This is a genomic window from Thermococcus kodakarensis KOD1, from assembly GCF_000009965.1.
Classification (GTDB): Archaea; Methanobacteriota_B; Thermococci; order Thermococcales; family Thermococcaceae; genus Thermococcus; species Thermococcus kodakarensis.
Map to the genome: position 1 here is coordinate 355,360 of NC_006624.1, position 22,236 is coordinate 377,595.

General features: G+C 50.6%; 22 protein-coding genes and 1 CRISPR repeat array. Of the genes, 8 read left to right on the forward strand and 14 right to left on the reverse strand.

All coding sequences use genetic code 11. From position 1 onward, the window contains the following. The first annotated feature begins 48 nt into the window (after positions 1-48). A complete protein-coding gene (ribH, locus tag TK_RS02115; protein WP_011249384.1) occupies positions 49-519 on the forward strand; it encodes a 6,7-dimethyl-8-ribityllumazine synthase in 471 nt (156 codons plus the stop codon). Here the strand turns inward: ribH and TK_RS02120 are convergent. Genes TK_RS02120 through thiC form a run of 4 tightly spaced genes read right to left on the reverse strand, consistent with a single transcriptional unit; the run spans position 503 to position 3,967 of the window. Then, positions 503-1,099: an IMP cyclohydrolase gene (locus TK_RS02120; protein WP_011249385.1), complete on the reverse strand. Its 597-nt coding sequence runs from the start codon at positions 1,097-1,099 to the stop codon at positions 503-505. The genes ribH and TK_RS02120 overlap by 17 nt on opposite strands. Beyond that, on the reverse strand, positions 1,096-2,028 hold the full coding sequence (locus TK_RS02125) for a formate--phosphoribosylaminoimidazolecarboxamide ligase (protein ID WP_011249386.1): 933 nt from the start codon (positions 2,026-2,028) through the stop codon (positions 1,096-1,098). Before TK_RS02125 ends, TK_RS02120 begins: the two co-directional genes overlap by 4 nt. Next, positions 2,025-2,684 (reverse strand): phosphoribosylaminoimidazolesuccinocarboxamide synthase, encoded by a 660-nt coding sequence (locus TK_RS02130; RefSeq protein WP_011249387.1) that lies wholly within the window; start codon positions 2,682-2,684, stop codon positions 2,025-2,027. The genes TK_RS02125 and TK_RS02130 overlap by 4 nt, the downstream gene beginning before the upstream one ends. After that, entirely contained in the window at positions 2,681-3,967 is a 1,287-nt protein-coding gene (thiC, locus tag TK_RS02135; RefSeq protein ID WP_011249388.1) for a phosphomethylpyrimidine synthase ThiC, read from the reverse strand. Before thiC ends, TK_RS02130 begins: the two co-directional genes overlap by 4 nt. A gap of 95 nt (positions 3,968-4,062) precedes the next feature. On the opposite strand from thiC, the gene TK_RS02140 reads away from it, so the two are divergent. The 3 genes from TK_RS02140 to TK_RS02150 are packed head-to-tail and all read left to right on the forward strand — an operon-like array spanning position 4,063 to position 8,054. Then, complete coding sequence (locus TK_RS02140; protein WP_011249389.1) at positions 4,063-4,818, forward strand: sulfide-dependent adenosine diphosphate thiazole synthase; 756 nt, start codon at positions 4,063-4,065, stop codon at positions 4,816-4,818. Beyond that, positions 4,818-6,113: a bifunctional hydroxymethylpyrimidine kinase/phosphomethylpyrimidine kinase gene (gene thiD / locus TK_RS02145; protein WP_011249390.1), complete on the forward strand. Its 1,296-nt coding sequence runs from the start codon at positions 4,818-4,820 to the stop codon at positions 6,111-6,113. The genes TK_RS02140 and thiD overlap by 1 nt, the downstream gene beginning before the upstream one ends. A gap of 39 nt (positions 6,114-6,152) precedes the next feature. Beyond that, entirely contained in the window at positions 6,153-8,054 is a 1,902-nt protein-coding gene (locus TK_RS02150) for a GNAT family N-acetyltransferase (protein ID WP_011249391.1), read from the forward strand. Positions 8,055-8,066: 12 nt separating this feature from the next. Here TK_RS02150 and TK_RS02155 read toward each other — a convergent pair whose 3' ends face one another. The 5 genes from TK_RS02155 to TK_RS02175 form a co-directional block, all read right to left on the reverse strand. Beyond that, positions 8,067-10,013, reverse strand: coding sequence for a hypothetical protein (locus tag TK_RS02155; RefSeq protein ID WP_011249392.1), 1,947 nt, complete (start codon positions 10,011-10,013; stop codon positions 8,067-8,069). Between the two features lie 8 nt (positions 10,014-10,021). Next, the gene (locus TK_RS02160; protein ID WP_143598662.1) at positions 10,022-11,269 is read right to left on the reverse strand and encodes a hypothetical protein; all 1,248 of its coding nucleotides are present in this window, start codon (positions 11,267-11,269) and stop codon (positions 10,022-10,024) included. 76 nt (positions 11,270-11,345) lie between these two features. Then, positions 11,346-11,933 (reverse strand): CPBP family archaeomyxosortase MrtA, encoded by a 588-nt coding sequence (mrtA, locus tag TK_RS02165; protein WP_011249394.1) that lies wholly within the window; start codon positions 11,931-11,933, stop codon positions 11,346-11,348. A 3-nt stretch (positions 11,934-11,936) separates the two neighbouring features. Next, entirely contained in the window at positions 11,937-12,839 is a 903-nt protein-coding gene (locus TK_RS02170; protein WP_011249395.1) for a hypothetical protein, read from the reverse strand. A gap of 44 nt (positions 12,840-12,883) precedes the next feature. Then, positions 12,884-13,936 (reverse strand): FKBP-type peptidyl-prolyl cis-trans isomerase, encoded by a 1,053-nt coding sequence (locus TK_RS02175; RefSeq protein ID WP_011249396.1) that lies wholly within the window; start codon positions 13,934-13,936, stop codon positions 12,884-12,886. A gap of 168 nt (positions 13,937-14,104) precedes the next feature. Between TK_RS02175 and TK_RS02180 the strand changes: the two genes are divergently transcribed. Next, positions 14,105-15,010, forward strand: a complete 906-nt coding sequence (locus TK_RS02180; RefSeq protein ID WP_011249397.1) for a DUF4855 domain-containing protein — start codon at positions 14,105-14,107, stop codon at positions 15,008-15,010. A 26-nt stretch (positions 15,011-15,036) separates the two neighbouring features. Here the strand turns inward: TK_RS02180 and TK_RS12290 are convergent, their stop codons facing one another. Then, a complete protein-coding gene (locus TK_RS12290; protein WP_269763428.1) occupies positions 15,037-15,159 on the reverse strand; it encodes a hypothetical protein in 123 nt (40 codons plus the stop codon). A gap of 1 nt (position 15,160) precedes the next feature. On the opposite strand from TK_RS12290, the gene TK_RS02185 reads away from it, so the two are divergent. The 3 genes from TK_RS02185 to cas2 all read left to right on the forward strand — a co-directional run bounded on the left by TK_RS02185 (position 15,161) and on the right by cas2 (position 19,487). Then, positions 15,161-16,096: a hypothetical protein gene (locus TK_RS02185; protein ID WP_048053658.1), complete on the forward strand. Its 936-nt coding sequence runs from the start codon at positions 15,161-15,163 to the stop codon at positions 16,094-16,096. A 40-nt stretch (positions 16,097-16,136) separates the two neighbouring features. After that, complete coding sequence (gene cysS / locus TK_RS02190; protein WP_011249399.1) at positions 16,137-17,567, forward strand: cysteine--tRNA ligase; 1,431 nt, start codon at positions 16,137-16,139, stop codon at positions 17,565-17,567. Between the two features lie 38 nt (positions 17,568-17,605). Next, positions 17,606-18,713: a CRISPR direct-repeat array (repeat unit 29 nt; unit sequence TTTCAATTCTCCTAGAGTCTTATTGCAAC). A gap of 516 nt (positions 18,714-19,229) precedes the next feature. Continuing rightward, complete coding sequence (gene cas2 / locus TK_RS02195) at positions 19,230-19,487, forward strand: CRISPR-associated endonuclease Cas2 (RefSeq protein WP_011249400.1); 258 nt, start codon at positions 19,230-19,232, stop codon at positions 19,485-19,487. Here cas2 and TK_RS02200 read toward each other — a convergent pair. From TK_RS02200 to TK_RS02215, 4 genes are read right to left on the reverse strand one after another with little or no spacing between them, the layout of a single operon-like run. After that, positions 19,480-20,181 carry a CRISPR-associated protein Cas4 gene (locus TK_RS02200; protein WP_011249401.1) on the reverse strand — a complete coding sequence of 234 codons (702 nt, stop codon included), beginning with the start codon at positions 20,179-20,181 and terminating at the stop codon, positions 19,480-19,482. The genes cas2 and TK_RS02200 overlap by 8 nt on opposite strands. Then, positions 20,182-20,955 carry a CRISPR-associated endoribonuclease Cas6 gene (cas6, locus tag TK_RS02205; RefSeq protein WP_011249402.1) on the reverse strand — a complete coding sequence of 258 codons (774 nt, stop codon included), beginning with the start codon at positions 20,953-20,955 and terminating at the stop codon, positions 20,182-20,184. After that, positions 20,945-21,622, reverse strand: coding sequence for a CRISPR-associated CARF protein Csa3 (csa3, locus tag TK_RS02210; RefSeq protein ID WP_011249403.1), 678 nt, complete (start codon positions 21,620-21,622; stop codon positions 20,945-20,947). The genes cas6 and csa3 overlap by 11 nt, the downstream gene beginning before the upstream one ends. Next, positions 21,594-22,211: a CRISPR-associated endonuclease Cas3'' gene (locus tag TK_RS02215; RefSeq protein WP_232500632.1), complete on the reverse strand. Its 618-nt coding sequence runs from the start codon at positions 22,209-22,211 to the stop codon at positions 21,594-21,596. Before TK_RS02215 ends, csa3 begins: the two co-directional genes overlap by 29 nt. Positions 22,212-22,236: the final 25 nt, after the last annotated feature.

Consider the following 22,236-nt stretch of genomic DNA (forward strand, 5'->3'; position numbering starts at 1 on the left):
ATTGATGAATTACACAATTAAATAATTACAGAAAACGGGGTGAATGGTATGGAGGTTCGCGTGATTGAGGGCGAATTTAAGGGAGAAGGTGTAAAGATTGGCGTCGTCGTCGCCAGGTTCAACGACCTCTTAACCAACGAGCTCCTCAGCGGTGCCCTCGACTGCTTCGAGAGGCACAGCGTTGAGGAGGTTGACGTCGTAAAGGTGCCCGGAAGCTTTGAGATACCTCTGGTCGCCAAAAAGCTCGCCGAGAGCGGGAAGTACGACGCGGTTCTTGCCCTCGGAGCAGTCGTCAGGGGTGAGACAAAGCACTTTGACCTGGTTGCCAACGAGGTCGCAAAGGGTGTCGCAAAGGTCTCCCTCGACAGCGGCGTTCCGGTTATCTTCGGCGTGATAACAGTCGAGGACGAGCTCCAGGGCTTCAACAGGGCAGGGGTTAAGAGCAACAAGGGCTTTGAGTACGCGATGGCCGCGCTGGAGATGGCGAATCTGATGAAAAAACTCAGAGAGAAGGAGTGAAAGAAAGCTCCCACCCTTTCTCATTTTCCACTATCCCAATCGCGAGCACCTTGTGCTCGAAGGGAAGTTCCATAACTTTTTCAGCGAGCTCTTCTGGAGTAGAGAAGGCCAGCTCAATGCTCTCAAAGCCCTCCATGTTGTACGTCGCCGTCAGGAAGGCTTTGCCCTCCTCAAGCTCAAGTTCCCTCATCCAGAGCATATCTCTTCCCACAAAGCCGAGCCAGCCCCTCCTTCCCCCGTGCTGGATTATCCCCGCTATCCTCGGAGTGCTGTAATCGTCCCTTTCGTAATCGAGGGCATCCAGGACATGAACGAGGGCCTTCCTTGGCCTCTCCCACTCAAGGGCCTGGGCTATGAAGTCCGTGTGGAGGCCGTTGGTGACGACCGCGTAGTCTTCCATCAGCCTCACGACGGGATAGCTCACGTAGGGGTTCTCCGTCTCCGTCTGATTGAGGATGTAGACCCCGTTTCCCTTCACCACTGCCCTCCTGTTTGGGAAGGATCTGGAGCAGAGGAGGTAGAAGGCGAATGGCTTCCCATTGTTCAGCCCTATTCCGAGCGTCCTTCCCACGTACCTCACGTTACCACCTCCTCAAGCCTGTCTTCCTCCTCGGCAAGCCTGAGCTCCCTCGCTATTCTCCTCCCCATGCTGAGTCTCTCGCCCCAGTAGAGCTCCGAGTACCAGTGGTCAGCGTTACTTCCCCCGTCTATGCGCGAAGCTATGCCGATAGCTTTGAAAGAACCGTCGTAGGCGAAGTGGAGGGCGAACGGCCCGATAACCCCCGGCGGCTCAAGCTCCCTCATGGTCCTGACGAAAGCCAGCCCGTAGTCGTAGAGCTGCGGGAGGAGCGATTCTCTAAGGGCAATCGCCCTGTTGCCAACTATTGTGTACGGGAGAGGCTTCACTGGCCAGCGGGCGTTGCCGTCGGCTATTAGAACCCTCTCGTCAACGCCGAGGAGCTCAAGCCTCTCCAGGATGGGCGAGTAGAAGAAGTGGACGTAGAGGTAAACGCCCGGGATGAAGCGCTCAACTCTGTAAGGTTCTTCAAGCGTTGAAAGCCTCTCCTCGAGCTCACTGCCCTCTACAATGAAGTGGCCGCTCCCTCCCCTAGGCCCTTCAATCCTGACGAAGTATAGCTCGTCCGGCTTGGCATCCTCGGGCTCGACAACCTCAACCCTCGGAATTCCAGCCCCCTCAAGGGCCTTATCCTGGAGCTCAAAGGTCGTCTCCCACTTGAGGAAGCGCCTGTTGCCGAAGAACCTAGCTTTTGCCTTTTCTATTGCCTCAATTCCGAGGTAGGCGACGAAAGAGCCATGAGGAACAACTATTCCGTCATCGTTCAGGATGGAGGTCATCTCCTCTGCAACTACGAGATCATCAACAATCGGAAGTGAAGAGTAGAAGGGCCTTCTCTTAGGCGAAACGTAGAGCCTCGTCTTAAATCCTTCTTTCTTCGCCCCGAGGAGTATCTGGAGCGAGGAGTGGGACGCTATGGTTGAAACGATCATTTTATCACCTCCCTAAGCTCCTCCTGGCTCAGGAGCTTCCCGTCCTTTATAACGCGCATCGTGTCGCCGCTCAGCTCGTCTATGACGATGAGCTCGCCGTTTCTCCGGCCGAACTCCAGCTTGAAATCAACGAGCTGAAGGCCCTTCGAGGAGAAGAACTCCCTTAAAATCTCGGCGACCTTCCTGGTTTTCTCCTTCATCTCTCTAACTTCCCCTTCGCTTGCTATCCCGAGTTTTACTACGGCTTCTTCCGTTATCAGCGGGTCTTTAAGGGAGTCGTCCTTCAGCGTGAACTCCACTATCCCGAGCGGCTTCAGCTCCTTTACCCAACCTTGATAGCGCCTCAGAAAGCTCCCGTAGGCAAGCTCGCGGTAGATGACCTCTAGCGGTATCCTCTCCGCCCTCAGGAAGCGCGCCCTCCTCTCGTCAATCCGCTCGACGAAGTGCGTCCTTATTCCCTTCTCTTCGAGGAGGCGAAAGAAGAACTCAGTCTCATCAAGAACGATACTCCCCTTACCCCTCCTCTCACCTACGATCTCGTTGCCTCCAGTGTCTTCCCTTCCATCCTCGCCAAGGACTGAGTCTTTGAAGTAAAAGACAAGGTAAGGCCCGTCCTCGTACACATCTTTGGTCTTTCCGCGGTAGATGGGCCTCACTTCCGCTCACCCGCGAGCATGTCGTTGATGAGCTTTATCGCGCAGAGGTCACCGCACATCGAGCAGGCCTCGGTCTTCGTCGGCCTCTCCTTCCTTATCTCAACAAAGCGTTCCTTGTCCATCGAAAGCTCGAACTGCCTGGCCCAGTTGAGCTTCCCCCTCGCCAGCGCCATGAGATAATCCTTCTTGAAGTCGGCCTCGAAGCGGGTCAGGTTGACCGCGTGGGCTGCAATCTTCGCCGCTATTACCCCCTGCCTAACGTGCTCCACGTCTGGAAGGCCGAGGTGTTCAGCGGGGGTCACGTAGCAGAGGAAGTCAGCCCCATTGAGGGCCGCTATTGCCCCACCTATCGCGGCCGTTATGTGGTCGTAGCCCGGGAAGATGTCCGTAACTATCGGGCCGAGCACGTAGAAGGGCGCGTTGTCCGTTGCGACTTTGGCCAGCTTCACCTGGGCCGCTATCTGGTCTATGGGGACGTGGCCAGGCCCCTCAACCATGGTTTGAACTCCAGCCTCTCTAGCTCTCCTCACGAGCCTTCCGAGCGTGTAAAGTTCAGCTATCTGGAGTTCGTCCCCAGCGTCAGGAAGGCCGCCGGGCCTAAGTCCGTCGCCGAGGCTCAGGACAACGTCGTACTCCCTGGCCAGCTCAAGAAGGTAGTCGTAGTCCTTGTAGAACGGATTCTCCTCGCCCCAGTGGAGTATCCAAGCTGCCAGAAACGTCCCGCCGCGCGAGACCATTCCGACGGCCCTCTTAGTTCTCTTCATTTTTTCGACGACTTCTTTGGTGACGCCGACGTGGATGGTCGTGTAGTCAACGCCGTCCTTGAAGTGCTTCTCAACTGCCCTCCACATGTCCTCCTCGCTCATCTCGATGATGGCCTTGCCCTTAGCGAGCATCTCCTCCGCGGCCTGGTAGATGGGAACCGTACCCACTGGGACGTCCACGGCGTGCATTATGGTCTTCCTTATCTCGTCGAGGTCTCCTCCTGTGGAGAGATCCATTATCGTGTCGGCGCCGTACTTTACTGCCACCTTCGCCTTTTCTATCTCGGCCTTAACGTCAACGATGTCCCTTGAGGTGCCTATGTTAGCGTTCACCTTGACTCTAACTCCCGCACCCACGGCAACCGGCTTAACCCAGTCGTGGCGGACGTTGCGGAAGATGACGGTGTATCCCTTGGCGACGTTCCTCCTCAGCTTCTCGGCGTCTATCCCTTCCCTCTCGGCTATGAACTTCATTTCTTCCGTTACGACGCCCTTCCGAGCTTCCTCAAGCTGGGTCATGTCCATCACCCGGTTTTATAACCCATTTCATAACAAAGTTTTTAAATCTCAAAACTTAGTTTTGAGCGCGGTTTAAAAGGTTTTAGGTGGTGGGCATGAGGGAGATCGAGATAAGCAGGGCGATAGTTGAAGCCTACTTCAACGACCTCCTCCAGAACCTTCAGCTTGATATTGCCATAGTCGGTGCCGGTCCTTCGGGAATGGTAGCTGGCTACTACCTCGCCAAGGGCGGCGCTAAGGTGGCCATCTTTGAGAAGAAGCTCTCCGTGGGAGGAGGAATCTGGGGCGGGGCGATGGGATTCAACCGCGTCGTCGTCCAGGAGAGCGCGAGGGAGATCCTCGACGAATTTGGGGTGGACTACAGCCAGGTTGGAAACGGCCTCTACGTTCTCGACTCGATAGAGCTTGCCTCGACGCTCGCGAGCAAGGCGGTGAAAGCAGGGGCAAAGATATTCAACATGGTGGAAGTGGAAGACCTCGTGGTTAAGGACGGCAGGGTCTCGGGACTCGTAATAAACTGGACTCCAGTTATGATGACCGGCCTTCATGTTGATCCGCTCACGGTCGAGGCGAAGTTCGTGGTGGATTCAACGGGCCACGGGGCGCAAATCAGCCAGCACCTCCTAAAGCGTGGACTCATAAAGGCCATCCCCGGAGAAGGGCCGATGTGGGCCGAAAAGGGTGAGGAGCTTACCGTTGAGCACACGAGGGAGGTCTTTCCGGGGCTGTACGCAACTGGAATGGCGGCCAACGCCCTGGCTGGAGCTCCGAGGATGGGTCCGATATTCGGCGGCATGCTCCTGAGCGGGAGGAAGGCGGCACTTGAGATTCTCCAGAAGCTCGGAAAGTGATGCCCATGGCCGTGCTTATAATAGCGGGCCTCGACACGGGCGGTGGGGCGGGGCTGAAGGCGGACATCGAGACGGTTTCCGCTTTGAACGAGCACCCGCTCCCAGTAGTTTCCGCGATAACATATCAGAACCCCAACGAGGTTAGGGGCGTCTTTATAGCACCACCAGAAACTATCAGAGAGCAGATAAGGGCCGTCAGGGATGCCTTTGACATCAGGGCCGTTAAAATCGGCCTCATCCATGGCGGTGCGATAGAGGCCATAGCCGAGGAGACGAAAGGGCTGAGGAAGATTCTCGATCCGGTTATGGCTTCTACCTCTGGCTTCCAGTTTTTAAGCCCGGAAGATGTTGGGAGGCTGAAGAAAAGGCTCGTTCCGGGCTCGATAGTCACCCCGAACGTCCCTGAGGCAGAGGTTCTAACGGGAATTAAGATAAACTCGGTAGAGGACATGAGAAAAGCCGCGAGGGTTCTCGTGGAAGAGCTGAGCGCGGAAGCGGCGGTCGTCAAGGGCGGGCACTTGAACTTTACCGACGTCCTCTACTGGAATGGAGAGGTCTTCGAGATTCCGGGAGAGCACGCTGAGGGCTTCACACACGGGACTGGTTGTGCCTTCTCGACGGCCCTTGCCGCTTTCATTGCCAAAGGCCTAAGGCTTCCAGAGGCCGTCGAGAAGGCAAAACGCTTCGTCGAGGGGGCGATAAGGTTCTCGAGGGGAGAAGGAAAAGCAATCAATCCTATCTGGGAGCTTCAGAGGGATGCTCAGAGATGGAGATCTAAGGAAGAGCTTGGAGATGCAGTGAACAGGCTTGTGAAAATGGGCGAGCTTCTGAATCGGCATGTGGCTGAAGTAGGCACGAACTTCGCCCTAGCAACGGATTTCAACGAGGTCTTTGCAGTTAAGGGCCGGATAGTCCGCTACGATAAAACGGTGAAGCCAGTAGGTCCAGTTGAGCTCAACGCCAGCGACCATCTGAGAAGGGCCCTCCTGAAGATGAGGGAGTTCTACCCAGAGGTCAAAGCAGTACTCAATCTCCGCTATTCAGAAGAACTCGTCGAGAAGGCGAAAAAGCTCGGGCTCAAGGTTTCCTTCTACGACCGCAGGGAGGAGCCGGAGGAAGTCAAGAGGGCCGAGAGGGGCACGATGGAGTGGGGCATTGAGACCGCAGTCAAAAGGCTTGGAGAGAGGCCAGACATAGTTTACCACCTCGGAGACTGGGGAAAGGAACCGATGATACTCGTGTTTGGCAGTAATGCAGAAGAAGTCGTCGAAAGGGTGAGGCTCCTCATTAGCTAACGTTATAACCTCTCCTCCCTATTTTTATTGGTGGCTCTCATGATAGTGCGGGGAAAAGTGACAGGAAACGAAATCCCGCGGTTCAAGCACCGGTGGTTCGGCGTTCTTGAGGTTGATGCCGGGGAAAAGTACAGGCTCTATATGACGGGCAACGCGGCCCAGTGGTTTCTGACTGGGGACGAGGTTGAGATTGAGATTCTGAGCAAGCCAAAGGAGAAGAACGGCTTTAAGGTTCTCGACTTTGATGACTACCGCCTGTGGAAGTTCTACAACGGTGAAAAGATCCCGGTCTGGCCCCTCTGGGAAAAGGAGCTTGAGGCAAAGCGCTACTCTCCGCTGACGGGTGAGCTCCTCTACACATACAAAATCCAGGCGAGGGAGGCCAAATACGAGTCCGACTTCGAGGCGATAGCGGAGCTTGAGCAGTACCATTACGCGAGCCAGAAGGAGAAGGTGGCGCTGTGGCGCTGTGAGAACGGCCACATCTTCGAGGCCAACACGAAGGGGGCCTGTCCCGTCTGCGGGAGCGAGGACGTCCACATACTCGAAATCAAGGGCTCAACTCCGGCCTCGCGCTTCCTGATCCTTGAGCTAGTTGAGAGGGAGGAGTACGAGCCGAGGATTCTCAGCTACGTCCGCGTTGACCCGCCTATACCCCTGATGCACCGCAGACTGCCGAACGGAGAAATCGAGAAGAACATCCGCGAGAAAGTCTTCCCAGAGGACTGGTTCCACCCCGCATTCTGGCCGGAGAGGATAATGCGCGAGCTTTACGAGGAGCTGAAGAAGAAGTACAAGAAGAGGGTTGCCCGCTCGTACCTCTGGGAGGAGGCCAAGTGGAAGGCCCTAAAGGAGACGAACACAGCTGGGGCGAGGATAGCCAGGGTTGTGGTTCACCCCGACTACCGCTCCGACGGCCTCGGTCAGCTGAGCGTTAAGGCCGCGCTCGAGTGGATAGCCGAGCGCAGAATTCCGGAGATGAGGAAGAGAAAGCACATAGTAGAGACCATAGCCCAGATGGCCCGCTACAACCCGTTCTTCGAGAAGGTGGGCTTCAAGTTCCTCTGGGAGACTGCAAGCGGGAGGCCCGTTCTCTTCTACCCTCTGACCGAGGAGGCGAAGGAGTACATAGAGCGCTTCCTTAAGGAGGATCCGTACGCCCCAAAGGACGGAAGGCTCTGGCGCCCGAGCTACGGAAAGGTCGAGCCTCTCAGCGGGCCGATAGTATTCAAGGATGTGAGCAAGGTCTTCGAAAGCGAGCTCGACGTGAAGGGCCTTCCGGATGAGATAAGGGAACTCCTGGAGGCGTTCGGCGTCAGGCACCGCGTCATCCAGAGGCCCGTCCTTAGGAACCTCAACTTCGAGATAAAACCCGGCGAGCTCATAGCGGTCGTGGGTGCGAGCGGAGCTGGGAAGACCACCCTCCTGAGGCTAATTTTGGGGGCGGCCAACGGCTGGTGGGAGGAGCGCTTCAGGCCGACGACTGGAGAGATAGAAGTTCCCAAGAACGTTAAGGTCTCCGTTATGATACCCGGCGAGTTCGAGCCGAGCTTTGGGACTGAGAGCATACTTGAGCACGTTTACAGGAAGATAGGCGACCTTAACGCGGCAGTTGAAGTTCTCAACAGGGCTGGACTGAGTGACGCAGTCCTTTACAGGGCAAAGTACTCGGAGCTCAGCACGGGTCAGAAGGAGAGGGCCAGGATAGCCTCGCTCCTCGCTGAGAAACCAAATCTGCTCCTCATAGACGAGTTCGCGGCACACCTTGACACTCTAACGGCCATGAGGGTCGCCAGAAAGGTTGCCGAGATAATCCGCGAGGCAGGGATTACCGCGCTCATAATAACCCACCGGCCGGAGGTCCTAAAGGCCCTTGATCCGGACAGGGTGCTCTTCGTCGGCTACGGAACCGCGAGGGTTCAAGGTAAAGAAAAGAGTTAGTTCCAAGGTGTTTCAAAGCTTAATTTTGGCTATATTTTTTATATCTTCAACGAATTCACCAAGATCCACAAGGTTCCAGCCATTTTCCCACACGAGAACTTTGAACTTTATCGGGACTTCCCCAAACAGCTTATGCCATATCTTCTGGCGTAATTTGATTTTATGGTGGTGTATGAGTGCGGACACCGGTCTAAGGACTATCCAGAGTTCATTTTCAGGAAGTTGCAACTTTCCACTGACTACGTACTTTTCAACGGTGTGGTCAATTTTCTTTAAGGGATTCTCTGTTCCGATCAGAGTCTCGATTTCAATCACTGAGTGGTCTGCCCATTGAATATCAGGAATTATGCCTGTTTCTAGAGGTTCTTCTATCTTGACAATTTGGTTTGAGATAAGTTCAATAGCCTTGTCTAGTATCTCCGACTCTGCGTACTCTTCGATCTCCTGAGAAAGAATATAAGAGAGAACTGCACACTTCAGCTTATAGTGGGTTCCCTCCGAGGAAGTTTTTGGCACCAGTGGAGAGAACACTTTGGTGGTCTCGATTAAATACTCGTCCATCTTTTCCTCAGCTTTTAGGAAATCTTCGTCCCGAATTCCAGTTACCCCATAAACAAGTGCCCTATATCTCGGCAAAATCTCTGAGCTTTCCGTTTCTGGAAGGATTATCGTATGCATTATCCCTCTAAAGCTGGACATTACATCTTCCAAGTTCTCCACACTAAGCCTATCAGTTATCGTTACTAAAAAGCCGAGACCTGTTAAATAACTGGTCTGGAGCCTGCCTGCAACTTTGTATATGAACGTCTTGAGCTTATTAAGTGAAACTCCTCTTGAGTCAATGACCTCTATCTTTGATGCGGGTGAAAAGGATGTCATTAGATAAACATCCTTAGTGGAATCAACTCTCTCAATACCGTCCATGTATTCCTTGAGGGTTCTATATGTCGGTCTAGGTCTTTCTCCCTTATACTCGAGGTATATCTCCGAAAGAATGCGCAGGAGTGGCCATTGCCACTCTCCTAGTTCTTGACCGAGTAGAATGAAAACGGGTTTGTCAGTGATTTCGTCTGCCCCATGGGGGAATTTTCCCCTCACTCCAAGCAGGGTATCTAAAACGTTGCTCATCTTTCGTACCTCCCACTCAACGAATCCGGAGATATCTGCCAAGTAGGGATTTATTTCAAAATTCAAATCCAGCTGTAAGGGGGCAATAGCGTTTCTTTTTAGGTCAATGAGCTGTATTGACCTTTGATCATAATAAGGCAAAGAGACTTTGAATTCAGCTTTTGGAAAAGTCTCGGATTTTAAGGGGAACTCCATTCTACCAACATTTGAGCTCTTGGACACTCTCAAAGAGACTTTAAGCTCCTTTGGAACCTCTGTATTGGATAGAGGAATCTCTGTAATTGTCCTAACTTGATGTTGAGTAAATTCGAGGGACAGGGAAAGACTATGTGAGACCATATCGGCGGGGACTCCACGTCCAAACGGGGGTGGATTAGAGTGTTTGCTGGGAATTTTTGAATGAACAGTGATTCTAAGCTCCTGTGGGGGCGAAAGGGTAAACCTAAAAGAAGGTTCTTCCCCGGTTTCGGATGTTCTAATGTCTATACTTAAATCTCGTGGAAAGTTCTCTTCTTGGAAGAGTAGAGAAATCTCGTGTGGAGCCGTTACAGGATTTACATCGCTTTCCAGTGAAATACCCTCCATTGCTGAATAAGGAGAGATCAGTTTAATCTCGCTAAACTTTCTCTCAGAAGTTTTTCTCTTTGGAGAAATTGGTGTTCTGGCAATTTGTTCCTCATTTTTTGACGTTTTGCGGGTATCCATTGAGCGAGGAACATTCCCACTAGAGCTTGGTTGTTTTATAGTGCTTGGAATTTTCTTGACTTTGAGTTTTTCATCTTCCTCAGGGGCCTCTTGGATCAGCGGCTTTTTCTTTTGAATTCTCCTCATATTCCCACCTAAAGAAGCCCTTTGATGACCCAAGACCCACCATCGTAATAAAACTGCTTTCCATACCTGCTTTCGGTTCTGTTGACCTTTATCTTGAGATATCTCTTCTCTAAAGGAGTCCCCGACTCATTGCCCACCCAATTGGGTGTCCTGATGTACCCCGCGGAGATGAGGGGGAATATCTCCTCGATGAACCTTGAGAGAGGAATAGTGGCTGTATAGGTCTTATAACCAGCATTGTCCACAAGTACAAATGAAGTGCCTGAAGTGGGGACTAAACTGTATTCATCACCATTTTGAATGTATCTTAATATCCCCCTGGTATCTTCCGATATGTCCCAACCTTCCAAGTTATACGTCCTTGTTACAAAGTTGTACTTGTCCTTCCACCACTCTTTAAAGGCGCTCCTTACATCTCTTGAGAGCCTTGAAAGAATCGCAGAGACATCTCCAAACTCCCCAAAGAGAGCGTTTATTAAGGCTGGAATGCTCGGTGGGGAAGGGTTAAAATGACTTAGCCAGAAGAAATCATCCACATCTTCTTCACTGGCCTTCTCAAGATCAACCTTTTCGAGCTTTGAGTTGTAAATGTACCCAATGCGCCATAACGAGGAGAGTTCTCTTAGGCTGTGGATGTCTCCATTGAGTATCTCCTCAATGTGTAACAAGGGAGCGGTGTCAAGATAGTACGAAATTGCGGAGTATGGGTTAAACATGGGCAGCAGAGCGCATCCGGTTCTTAGAAGATGATTGAATTTCTCCACAAGCTTCGGCTCATCTGGAGAGACCCATGAGAGAAACTCTTCCTTGGGAATCTCTGGTACTTGGCCCCCGAGACTGAGAATAAGATCCTTAAGCTGGTTTAGGATTTGTTCAAAGTTATCATGCGAGGTACCCAGTACTAGATCACCAACGACGAACGCCACTCTATCACCTCTTCTTTTGTAGAGGGTTAGTGTATCATCATAGTCGTTCGCCCCAAGGGCGCGAACCCCGAACAAAGAATACATAAATCTTCCTATGGCATTTGGAGAGTCTTCTCCACCTATTAGAAGCATTCTTGCGGAATTCTTTAGGTGATCATCAAGAAAGGCTATTCTTTTTCCATGAAGTTCAGTTTTCGTCCACTTCCAGAAGTTCTCGAACTGATAAAGAGCCACATAGAGCTCAGAAAGCTGGTTGGTGTATTCTCCCCAGTTCTTTCTGTTCCATAGTGCTTTTTCACGAGCCCACGATGTTAAATCCATAATCCTCACCGTTTATAATTTTGCTTAGGAGTGTTATAAAGCTTTGTTGTGGAGAGTCGCTCGTCAAACTATATTCTGTTGGGATTTAGAGCGCGCAGAGCACGTCGAAGAAAGCCGAACCGAGCCAGTGAAGGAGGAAGCTTGGGACGAAGCTCTCTCCTTTTAAGTCCATTTTTGCAAAGACTATCCCGGCTATGAAAGCGTAGGGAACTTCTATTCCGGGCTTTCCGATGTGGACTATTGTATAGGGGATGTCCTGAAGGATTACGGCCAGCCACTCGTTCTTTTTTGCCAGAGGGAAAAGAAGAAAGCCTCGATAAAAAGCCTCGTGGGCCAGCATTGTAATCCCCATGGCAAGCTCACCCAGAACGAAGTCAAAGGCGCTTGAATACGGAAAAACCGGATAGTAAGACCTCATCTCGGGGATGCTTCTCCCGTAGATGCTCAGTGGAATTGAAGCCAGAAAGAGAACGGCAAAGAGCTTTAGACCAGTCCTGTTTGGTAGGCTTATGCCGACTTCTCCCCACTGGAAGCCCATAAGTCTTGAGACTACCGCCGGAATTAGGAGGTAAAAGAGGCCGACTATGGCAACGTGGTCCCAGAAAGAGGTATGAATAAGCCATGGGACGAAGCTAAGGGGCAGTAAAAGTATGAAGAGCAAAACTTCCCTCAAGGCTCACACCATGAAGCTTATGTGCGCCGTTCTGACGTACCTTCCAATCTGAATGCCGCGGTTTGTGAACGCTATCTCTATCTCAAGCGGCCGGTGGGGGTTTCCCCTTCTGACAACCCTGATTCCGACAAAATCACCAAGTCTGTCCTTGTTGAGTCTGTTCACGTGGGAGTATAGAAGCCTGAGGAAATTGCGGTAGTCCTGCATCTCCTCGAAGAACTCCCTCTGCTCGGGGTTCAGATTGGGATAGACGTATTTGTGGAAGAACCAGTCGAAGGAGCCATACGTGCTCGTTGCATACGTGAAGAGAACCTTGTAAAACTCGATGTTCTTGTTCCCAAAGGCCGAGTCCATGTATTCAACGGCCTTTCCAAGGTAGCTAGCAGCCTCGCTGAGCTTCATTCTGATAAGCCCGAGCTCAATGTCGTTGCCTCTAAGGGTTACGAGTATATACCTGCCGCCGCCGTAGTCCAGATAGACGGAGCTGTAAAACAGGACGAGCTTTCTCGGCCTAACGCTCATGTACTGGGCTATTCTCCTGAGGGCGTCCCCCATTCTGTTCAGGGTTCTCGGGTCGCCGATAAGCACGGCATCAACCCCGAGAAGGCTTTCGTGGACGGCTATATCGTTGTCCAGCCAGAACTCCACGACCCTCTTCCAGCCGGGCATGTTGTAGCGGTTGAGGATCTTCAGCTCAAGCAGGGAAACCGGGACTTCCTTGACTACCCGCCCAAAGCGCTTTTTGAACACGACAACAGGATGGTAGCCGCTCGAGGGATTTAGATACGAAACGGGGAGCTCCATCACTTGTCTGAGAGCGAGTACGGCGTCGCGTATCTTAGGCACGTCATCTTTCGTGAACCTTCCGCCGAGGTCTTCAAGGAGAACGTCAAAGCGAGACTTCATAACCTCTCCCCACAGTATAATAAAAAGAACGGGGGTTAAAAACCTCACTCAGAGGCCTCGGCGTTTTCAGCCTCGGCTTCACCATTCTCTTCGGCTGCTTTGGCTTTCTTCTTGGTTGTGCTCTTCTTCCTTGTGGTTCTCCTAGTCTTCCTGCTCTTGGTGCTCTTCTTGGGCTTTTTCTCCTCAGTCTCTTCAGCCTTTTCTGAGGCCTCCTCAGCTTCCGACTCCTCCGCACTCTCCTCGGTCTCCCCTTTCTCCTCGCTCTCTTCCTCAGGGGCCTCCTTGATTGCTTCCTGTTCAGCTGCCTTTTCGGTTTCAGTTTCCTCAGGAGCTTCGGTTGTCTCACTGGCCTCCTCCTCAGAGGCCTCGCCCTCCTCGGCTTCCGGCGGCTTGAGAAGCTCGTCAACGCTGGGCCTGAACTTGACTTCCTCGTAACCAAGGAACTTGAGGTCGCCCTCGAGGAGGAGCTCGCCGAGAACGAGGGTGCCCTTGTCAACCTCCTCCCTAACCGGGGTGAAGTCAACGACGACGTCCTTCTCGCCGACCTCTATGACGACCTTGTTCGCGTCAAGCCTGGGCAGGCGAAGCTCGATGAGGGCCTTAACCTTCTCAATCGGGTCGTCAATCTTCTCAACGACCTCGACCTCGTAAACGAGGTGCTTGCCTGCGTAGGGGTGGTTGAAGTCAACCCTGACACGGCCTCCGCTAACGGTGAGAACCCTGCCCCTGAGTTTCCTGCCACCCTCGGTCTCTATCTCGACGGGCATCCCAGGGAAGGGTATGAGCCCCTGCCTCCTGAACTGGCCGAGGGTGAAGGTCTTGATGAGCTTGGGATCGCGCTTTCCGAAGCCCTTCTCGGGTGGAACCTCGATCTCGTACTTCTTTCCGACTTCAAGACCCTCAAGCTGCTCGTCAAGGCCCTGAATCACGTGACCAGCACCGACGGCTATCGGGACGGGCCCGTAAACGCCGTTCTCCTTGTAGATTCCAGCCTGCTTCGCGATCTCTTCATCGGTTGTGTCGAATATCTCACCGGTCTCCTTTATCCTTCCGGTGTACTTGAGCCTGATAACGTCACCCTTCTGAACCTTGGTCATTTTCGTGACCTCCTTTCCTTTTCCAGACCCAGTTGGGTGGTCGGTTTTTAAGCTTTTGCAGATTTTCAGAAATAGTGCCTACTGAAGAATTTTAATACTAAGAAGTTATATAAATAATATCAAAAAGTTTATAAGTAGAATATTGATATTGAATAATGATGATGCTACATGAAATTCGGATTATGGTATATCAAGTGGGATAGTTCGACTGGCAAGTACATCTCAAGGATACGAACACTAAGCAAGAATCCTGCAACAGTTTATGATTTTAAAGAGAGATTCGATATTGCAATCTTTACAACTCGAGAGGGACTAGATGCAAATTACAGCGGTAATGGATATAGGGATGGAAAAGAGCTTGCAAGTTTCACAAAGTTAATGGCCAAAAGGGAGATAGAATATTACGTTTCAATACCATATTACATGCCCTCAAAGGATATTCTACTGGGAAGAGGGAATATTCAGACTGGGGATTATTGGCTTAGTTGGGTTGATGGGGTTCTATCAGTGGAAGAAGATAACCTTTTGGGGTTTTACTGGGATCTAGAATATGCATGGATGTTCAAAGATTACTGGAAGGGGAAACAGAACTCAGTGATAAATCCAGAGGCACTTTTGAGAATAGCCGAAAAAATTCACGATCACGGATTAAAATTCATCTGGATACCATCAGCACATACATACGCGTTAAGCAATACTGACATTTGGTCACCTCAATCTCTTGACGCCTTTGATCTCATTTTCGTGCAACCAAATTACTATATGAACAATTCAGGAAGGTATCCTTTCTCATTTTACGAATTTAAAGAGTGGTTAAGGACTTTAAAAAATATGAGTTCCTCTAAAGTACACATGGTGATGGAAGCCGATGAATGTATATTAACAAAGGGCAATGGAAATTGTAGGACCTGCGGCAATCATGAGCAATGTCTTAAACTTGCCAGTGATTATTACCTCGTTCAAAGAGAAGTTCTTCGTAGACTGGACACCAATTTAGCATACTATTTCGGGATAACTCTAGATGTAGTTGATATCGTATTTGATTACTATCTAAAAAGAATGGGGGTGCTATAGGCAGTGAAAAGTTATCCCAGAAATACTCACTCAAATTTTATTGAATTGATGCTAGTGCTTTCTTTGTTTTTCCTGATTTTTATCCCTTCCTCAAAGGCAGACCCCACTCTAACCATTAGTTTCTGCTCCTCGGGCTTCAGAATAATCATAATGCCCACCAGTGAAGGTTTCATCTACGTATCAACTGGATACTACGGATTAAAACCCCACTCATTGGGACAGTGCACCGTTGAGTATGACCCGACAACCCAGTACGACAGGTTCTACCTCGTGAACTCGAGCGGAGCCCACTACATCGGCGGCTACTACGAGTACGAAGGCCAAAACGAGAGCCTCACCAAAATCCTGAATTCGATCTCAGAACGGAAGACGACCAACCCAGTGCGAGGGAAGGTAGAAGGGGACAGTGTGGTGTTCCAATTTAAAAATCGGACTTACGCTATAAAAATAAGAGAGATAGCTCCGTATCTGTGGGATGAGAAGGAGCTAAGCAACCTGATCGCGTTCTCCCGCGGAAACGACATCGTCATAGTTCCAGCCATTGAGATGGACGTGATAGAGAACAATTTTACCCTGAACGCAGTTCCAGGGGAAAAAACAGGGACGACTCGGATTGAGCTCAATTTCACCTATAAGCTCTACCTGGGGTATCCCTTCCTTCTAAATGGCTCCACTACAGGTATTATCGAATGGGCAAACACCTCAATGGACTATGACCAGATACCCTGGGAGAAGCTCAAGGATATGTTTGAGAAACCCCTCTACGTCTTTTACTTCAATGAGACATCAATAATTCCGCTACCCATTCTGAAAGTGACGCCAGACATGGTGCTAAAAGACTTCGAGCTTTCTCCAGAGTACGGTTTTGAGAACCTGGCGGACGTCTACATCCTCAAAGATAAAGCATCCTCAACGAGCCCGACGTTCAACGTCTCCGAGGGCACACATTCCTCACTGACGGCATCGTCCATGGTCTCCAAAGGATCGCAATTCAATGAGAACACTGAGCTCTTAAAAGAGTTCTTCCTGGTTGCGCTCATAGTTAGTATGGCGGTTATGGCACTCCACCGACACCTGCGGCGATAAGCTAATAAAAAGCCACTCCCAAAAGCGCCCGGTGGTAGGAATGGGGATCAAAATCTACAACACCCTGACGAGGCAGAAGGAGGAGTTCAAGCCCCTGAGAGAAGGCGAGGTCAGGATGTACGTCTGCGGGCCAACGGTTTACGATTACACACACATCGGTCACGCGAGGACTTACATCGCCTTCGACGTTATAAGGCGCTACCTTGAGCACAAGGGGTATACCGTTCTCATGGTCATGAACTTCACAGACATAGACGATAAAATCATCAAGAGGGCCAATGAGACCGGCGAAGACCCGAAGGAGCTGGCCGAAAAATTCCTGAAATACTTCCTTGAGGACATGAAAGCTTTGAAGGTCAAGCCGGCGGACATCTACCCGCGCGTCACCGAGCACATCCAGGACATCATAGACTTCATAAGGAAGCTCCAGGAGAAAGGCTACGCCTACGAGGGGAGCGATGGCGTCTATTTTGAAGTCAGGAAGTTCAAAGACTACGGAAAGCTCAGCAAGGTAAAGCTGGAAGACCTCGTCAAGGGCGCGCGCGTTGAGCCAGGAGAGGGCAAGAAGAACCCCGAAGACTTTGCCCTCTGGAAGAAGGCCAAGCCAGGGGAGCCCAAATGGGAGAGTCCCTGGGGCGAGGGAAGGCCCGGCTGGCATATAGAGTGCTCCACGATGAGCACCAAGTACCTCGGCGAGAGTTTTGACATCCACGGCGGGGGAAGCGACCTCATCTTCCCTCACCACGAGAACGAAATAGCCCAGACGGAAGCGTGCACCGGCCACGAGTGGGTTCGCTACTGGATGCACACGGGCTTTCTCATGGTGAATGGCGAGAAGATGAGCAAGAGCCTCGGCAACTTCGTGACGATTAGGGAAGCACTGGAGCGCTACGACCCGGAGGTAATAAGGCTCTTCGTCCTGCAGAGACACTACAGGTCGCCGCTCGACTACACCGAGGAGGGCCTCGAGCACGCCAAGAACAACCTTGAGAGGCTCTACAACACCCTCGAGAACATCCGCGTGGCGATGGAGAGAGCGGAGATATCCTTCAAGTGGGGCGAGGAGGAGTTTGAGGCCTACGAGGCCATAAGGGACGGCAGGAAGAAGTTCTACGATGCAATGGACGACGACTTCAACACGGCCGAGGCACTCAAAGCGGTCTTCGAGGTCAGCAACGCGATTAACCGCTACCTAACGCAGGTCGAAAAGCCCAAGGAGAGCATTCTCAGGAAGGCCTGGGAGTTCTTTAAGATGGTGAGCGAGGTCTTCGGCATCTTTGAGGACTACTTCAGGGAGCAGAAGGCTGGAGAAGAAGAGGCCCTGATAAAGCTCCTCATCGATGTTCGCGCCCAGCTCAGGAAGGAGAGGAAGTTCGACCTCGCCGATAAGATAAGGGACGAGCTGAGAAACCTCGGAATCCAGCTTGAGGACACGCCGCAGGGAACTGTTTGGAAGAGGATCAAGGTCTGAGGATCTTTTTCTCGGACTTTCTCTTTCTGAATTCATTTTGAATTTTTCTCAGAGTTTTTATTGCAACTGTGCGGGATGCATTCAGGGAAGCCGTGGCCATGACGTACTTTCAATTCTCTTAGAGTCTTATTGCAACGGGCGCTCCGTGACGTCACCGAGGCACCTAACACCTAATTTCAATTCTCCTAGAGTCTTATTGCAACACGGCACCACCCCTGCAAACACCACCAGCCAAAGCACGGATTTCAATTCTCCTAGAGTCTTATTGCAACTTTTCCGAAGTTCACTCCTGAGGCCGAGAGGAGGATTGATTTCAATTCTCCTAGAGTCTTATTGCAACACATAGATATAGAGAAGCCCGCAGACATCAAGAAGGCGATTTCAATTCTCCTAGAGTCTTATTGCAACGTGATGGAGGTGAAAGCCGATGTCTGATGTCCAGATTCATTTCAATTCTCCTAGAGTCTTATTGCAACGAATGGCGATGAAGAGCAGGCGAAGATTGACGCTCAAAATTTCAATTCTCCTAGAGTCTTATTGCAACTATCCTCCTCACCGCTGGCCTCTGCGCCGTACCCTTATTTCAATTCTCCTAGAGTCTTATTGCAACCAAAGAACCCGAACCCTACCACCCTCGCGGAATTGATTTCAATTCTCCTAGAGTCTTATTGCAACTTTCGCGGAGTATTTGCCTTAAATCCTCCTTGATAATATTTCAATTCTCCTAGAGTCTTATTGCAACTTTCACGTTACCTCACTCAGAAAGCCCTCGCAAACTCGTTTCAATTCTCCTAGAGTCTTATTGCAACAGAAAGCACCAGTATGAGATAGCTCCAATGAAAAACCTGTTTCAATTCTCCTAGAGTCTTATTGCAACTCGTTGAACCCGTTAAAAGCCATCTCCCCATCTTCGTGTTTCAATTCTCCTAGAGTCTTATTGCAACTTCTCGACATGAAAAGGGAGATGGGCAGAGTCATTGAGTTTCAATTCTCCTAGAGTCTTATTGCAACTTGAGTTTGAAGAGCTTTACCTTTTTCTTTGCGTGGACGTTTCAATTCTCCTAGAGTCTTATTGCAACTACCCGAAGCAGAACATGAAACATTTATCGCCTTAACGTTTCAATTCTCCTAGAGTCTTATTGCAACAGGGCGGTTTTTTCCTCCTTTCTCCCTACAAACTACTAAGAACGCTCGGATCTTATAAGCTTTTCCGCAAAGGGTGCTCTAAAAAGCCCCTAACGGTCCCCAATTAAAAAGCTTTTGAGCGGTTTTTTTCAGCCAGAAACAAGTTCTCCTCCTTCCGTTAAGAGCATGCACAACAACGTTCAGAAGACTTCCCAGGCATCTTTAGAGTCTTAAAAAGAACTTTAGTGGTTTTCAGACGCTTTTTGCCAAAAATATCGTGTCAGAATTAGGAACGGGCACAAAAAGGCCCTAAAGTGCCCCCATTCAGAATTCCGAAAAAATTTCGTCACGATTTTTGCTGAATATATAACTTTTCGTTTGATAGTAACCAAACGTTACTAAAGACTTCCCGAGGCTGATCAGCAAATATTTTGAAAATTCAATGGCTAATACACCTCAGTTCAGACAACTGGACGATTTAAACGTGATAGGACCGAAAATATAAAAGGAACTAACCGGAGTTTGTACGGTGGTGGCATGTACATCATAGTGGTCTACGACGTCTCGGTCGAGCGCGTGAACAGAGTCAAGAAGTTTCTCCGCCAGCACCTTCACTGGGTCCAGAACAGCGTTTTTGAAGGCGAGGTTACTCTAGCAGAGTTTGAGCGCATAAAAGCCGGAATAGGAGAACTCATAGACGGGGATGAGGATTCGGTTGTCATATACAAACTTCGCTCGATGCCAAAAAGAGAAGTAATGGGAGTGGAGAAGAACCCGATTGAGGACATTATCTAGACTTCTCCCATGGCCTATCTATCGCGGCGCATATGGGTCTGAATGGACAGTGGTTGCAAACCCACGTCTTGTTGCCGACGGTGGATATCCACTTTGGGAACTCCCCCCTCTCCAAGTCCTCAACTGCCTCTATAACTTTCTCCGCCCTCTTGATGAATCTCCTGAAGAGTCTTTCGTTAAAGGTCACCTCAAAGACCCTGAAGTCAAGCCCGTTCCTGTCGAAAATGTAAATGTACCCTTTTTCCTTCCCGAGGATGCCCATGTATGCGTTTATCTGCTCAATCGATTCTTTGGACGGCTCGGCGTGATCTAAGTCGATGTTTTTCTTTGATTTTTTCGAATTCTTCTTCGAATCGTTGTTCTCGAAACCCCTGAACTTAAACTCCAGGAGGTAATCGCCTTTCACGGCATCGACCTTTCCAACGAGCTTCCAGCCGTCTTTGAGGTCGTGCTCAACGGGAATCTCGAACTCCGCGCCCCTAACGACTTCCCCGAGCCAGCCGTGGAGGGCAGTACCTATCCTAGCCTCCCAGCTTCTGGAGGGATTGTACGTGTTGAGGTATATCGAGAGCGCCGTCTTCCTAAGGCAGTGGCTCAGCGAGGTCACCCATATCTTCCTCTCCACTATAGGGCTTCCACTCACGGCGCGGCGGATTCCCTCGTTGAACTCCTCTATTTCTGCAGGGAGGGACATTTAAATCACCTCAACCATACCAAACCCGTGAGGGTTCCTCATTCCGATTCCAAGCTCATACGCAACCCGAAGGAGCTCTTCCTCGCCCCACATCTTGAAATCAAACTCCCAGACGCGGGCGTAGATTGGCTTTCCTGTTCTCTCATCTATCTTGACGAGAAGCCTGCGGCTCTTCGGCTTCTTTGTGAGGACTCTAATGTCAAAGCTCCCCTCATAAGGCTCGCCGTAAACCATCATGTACTTTGACTTAAGGTTTTCAAAGAGAAGCTCCTTCCAAACCTTAGGCTCGTTCTCAAAGGGGCTGTTTGGCGGACCAACTGGAGAAAGATCCCACTGCCGAAATCCATTTGGAGGATTGTTGTGGTAAACACTGACGGGCGAGAGGGTTTTAAAGCGCTTTCCAGAGAGGTGTTTAGGGATCTCTTCGAGCTCGGCCTCGTAGCTCAGGAGTCTCTGACCCCTTACGTGGAGCATTCCTACTCCCTGCCCGAGGCCTCTAACAAGAGATTCAAGGATGATGTCCTCCGTGGAACCCACGTAAAGCTCCACGGTTCCTGACTCGACAAGAAGGCCCTGTTCAAGCCTTTTTGTGCTCCCAATAGGCATGAACTTAGAGGCCACGAACTTGATGTCTCTCTTGTTGTTGTGAATCCTGCCCGCGACTTCCTTATCGGCGAGCTCAATGGCACGGAGGAGGAAGGAGTAGAGGTAGCGCGGGTAGTTGTAGGGGATAAGAAAGGGAGGCTTGAAGCGGAGGAGCAGTTTAATCCTCATGGCAGTTTTCCCCCTTGATCTTCAGGTAGAGCCTCCCGGCATTGGTTGCTTTATATCTTGGAGCCCTTCCATCGAGCTTTTCGGCTTTAACAAGGCCGTATTTTGTCATTTCTTTCAGCTCGTTGCTGATAGTTGCTGGAGAAACCCCAAGCTCCTCGGAAATCTTCCTCACACTTTTACCCTCAAGGAAGCCGCAGATTATCTTTGCCCATCTTCTGTTGGAAGGCGCCAGAAAGAGCCCCAGTTCAAGAGAAATATGTCCTGAGAGGTTCTCGAAGTCACTTTCCACTATAACCCTAACATCCTCAATGTTCAAAAGTGCCAGGAGCGTGGATACGATGAGTGGCCTCATACCACCTGAGAGAACCGCTAGGATGAGACGGTCGTCGGTTAGGTTGTCCTTTATGGCTTGGGATATCCTGGTTACTATCTCCTCGCCGTTAAGAGGAACTTCCAGAATCATGATGTGCTCTTCTCCAATTATAGGGGAGGCTATGTTTTTTATTGCATTGATTGCGTTTGTGGTTCTTTGCTCACTCCGATAACCTTCTGGAACGATTGCCAAAAGCGTATCTCCCGGTTCGAGTCCATCAACATCCTCTCTCTTCCTCACTAATGCCCTAATGATAAATCTCTCATCAAAGCCCACAGGAAAGACCACCAGCAACGTCCCACCCCCTAACTTTTAAGACTTCAAAAATTTCTTCTACAAGTGTGCTGCCCTTTCCACCCCTATTTAAGTGCGCGGCGTAGTTGTCTGCAACAACCAGAGGAAGAAGGAGTGAATAAACGCTTCTGAGATTTCGTCTCATAACTTCTTTTGTTTCTTGCATAAATTCATTCCACTCCTTCCATTGGATTTCCCTAGGTAGCTTTTCTCCTGAAAGCTCCTCAAGCACGGCTATACAGTCATCACAAAGCCTAAGATTCCCTGGTCTTTTGGGACTTTTACCTCTAATCCAATCGTGATGGTGAAGTAGTATCGCAACGGACATCACATTCCCTATGGCCCCATATTTTCCAAAAACGTTTCTCGCCACAAGCGCGGAGTAGAACTCATGGAAACCAAAGCTTGCCCTTCTTTTCTGGAATTCTTCAAGGCACTTTCCAACGTCGTGAAGGATGTAGGCCTTTCTTAGAAGCTCTCCCGCAAGCTTGGGATCTACGTCCAAAATTCTGGACAGGAAGCGAGCATAGCCCCTACGAAGGTATAACCCGTCGATAATCTCAAGGCCCTTTCTTATGTGGGCTTCCATCGGTTCCACGCAGGCTCCATTCTCA

Bases quoted from the DNA above. Each gene is read 5' to 3' on its own strand.
- ribH (WP_011249384.1), top strand. From the start codon at position 49: ATGGAGGTTCGCGTGATTGAGGGCGAATTTAAGGGAGAAGGTGTAAAG.
- TK_RS02125 (WP_011249386.1), bottom strand. From the start codon at position 2,028: ATGATCGTTTCAACCATAGCGTCCCACTCCTCGCTCCAGATACTCCTC.
- thiC (WP_011249388.1), bottom strand. From the start codon at position 3,967: ATGACCCAGCTTGAGGAAGCTCGGAAGGGCGTCGTAACGGAAGAAATG.
- TK_RS02140 (WP_011249389.1), top strand. From the start codon at position 4,063: ATGAGGGAGATCGAGATAAGCAGGGCGATAGTTGAAGCCTACTTCAAC.
- thiD (WP_011249390.1), top strand. From the start codon at position 4,818: ATGCCCATGGCCGTGCTTATAATAGCGGGCCTCGACACGGGCGGTGGG.
- TK_RS02150 (WP_011249391.1), top strand. From the start codon at position 6,153: ATGATAGTGCGGGGAAAAGTGACAGGAAACGAAATCCCGCGGTTCAAG.
- TK_RS02155 (WP_011249392.1), bottom strand. From the start codon at position 10,013: ATGAGGAGAATTCAAAAGAAAAAGCCGCTGATCCAAGAGGCCCCTGAG.
- TK_RS02170 (WP_011249395.1), bottom strand. From the start codon at position 12,839: ATGAAGTCTCGCTTTGACGTTCTCCTTGAAGACCTCGGCGGAAGGTTC.
- TK_RS02175 (WP_011249396.1), bottom strand. From the start codon at position 13,936: ATGACCAAGGTTCAGAAGGGTGACGTTATCAGGCTCAAGTACACCGGA.
- TK_RS02180 (WP_011249397.1), top strand. From the start codon at position 14,105: ATGAAATTCGGATTATGGTATATCAAGTGGGATAGTTCGACTGGCAAG.
- TK_RS12290 (WP_269763428.1), bottom strand. From the start codon at position 15,159: ATGATTATTCTGAAGCCCGAGGAGCAGAAACTAATGGTTAGAGTGGGG.
- TK_RS02185 (WP_048053658.1), top strand. From the start codon at position 15,161: ATGCCCACCAGTGAAGGTTTCATCTACGTATCAACTGGATACTACGGA.
- cysS (WP_011249399.1), top strand. From the start codon at position 16,137: ATGGGGATCAAAATCTACAACACCCTGACGAGGCAGAAGGAGGAGTTC.
- cas2 (WP_011249400.1), top strand. From the start codon at position 19,230: ATGTACATCATAGTGGTCTACGACGTCTCGGTCGAGCGCGTGAACAGA.
- TK_RS02200 (WP_011249401.1), bottom strand. From the start codon at position 20,181: ATGTCCCTCCCTGCAGAAATAGAGGAGTTCAACGAGGGAATCCGCCGC.
- cas6 (WP_011249402.1), bottom strand. From the start codon at position 20,955: ATGAGGATTAAACTGCTCCTCCGCTTCAAGCCTCCCTTTCTTATCCCC.
- TK_RS02215 (WP_232500632.1), bottom strand. From the start codon at position 22,211: ATGGAAGCCCACATAAGAAAGGGCCTTGAGATTATCGACGGGTTATAC.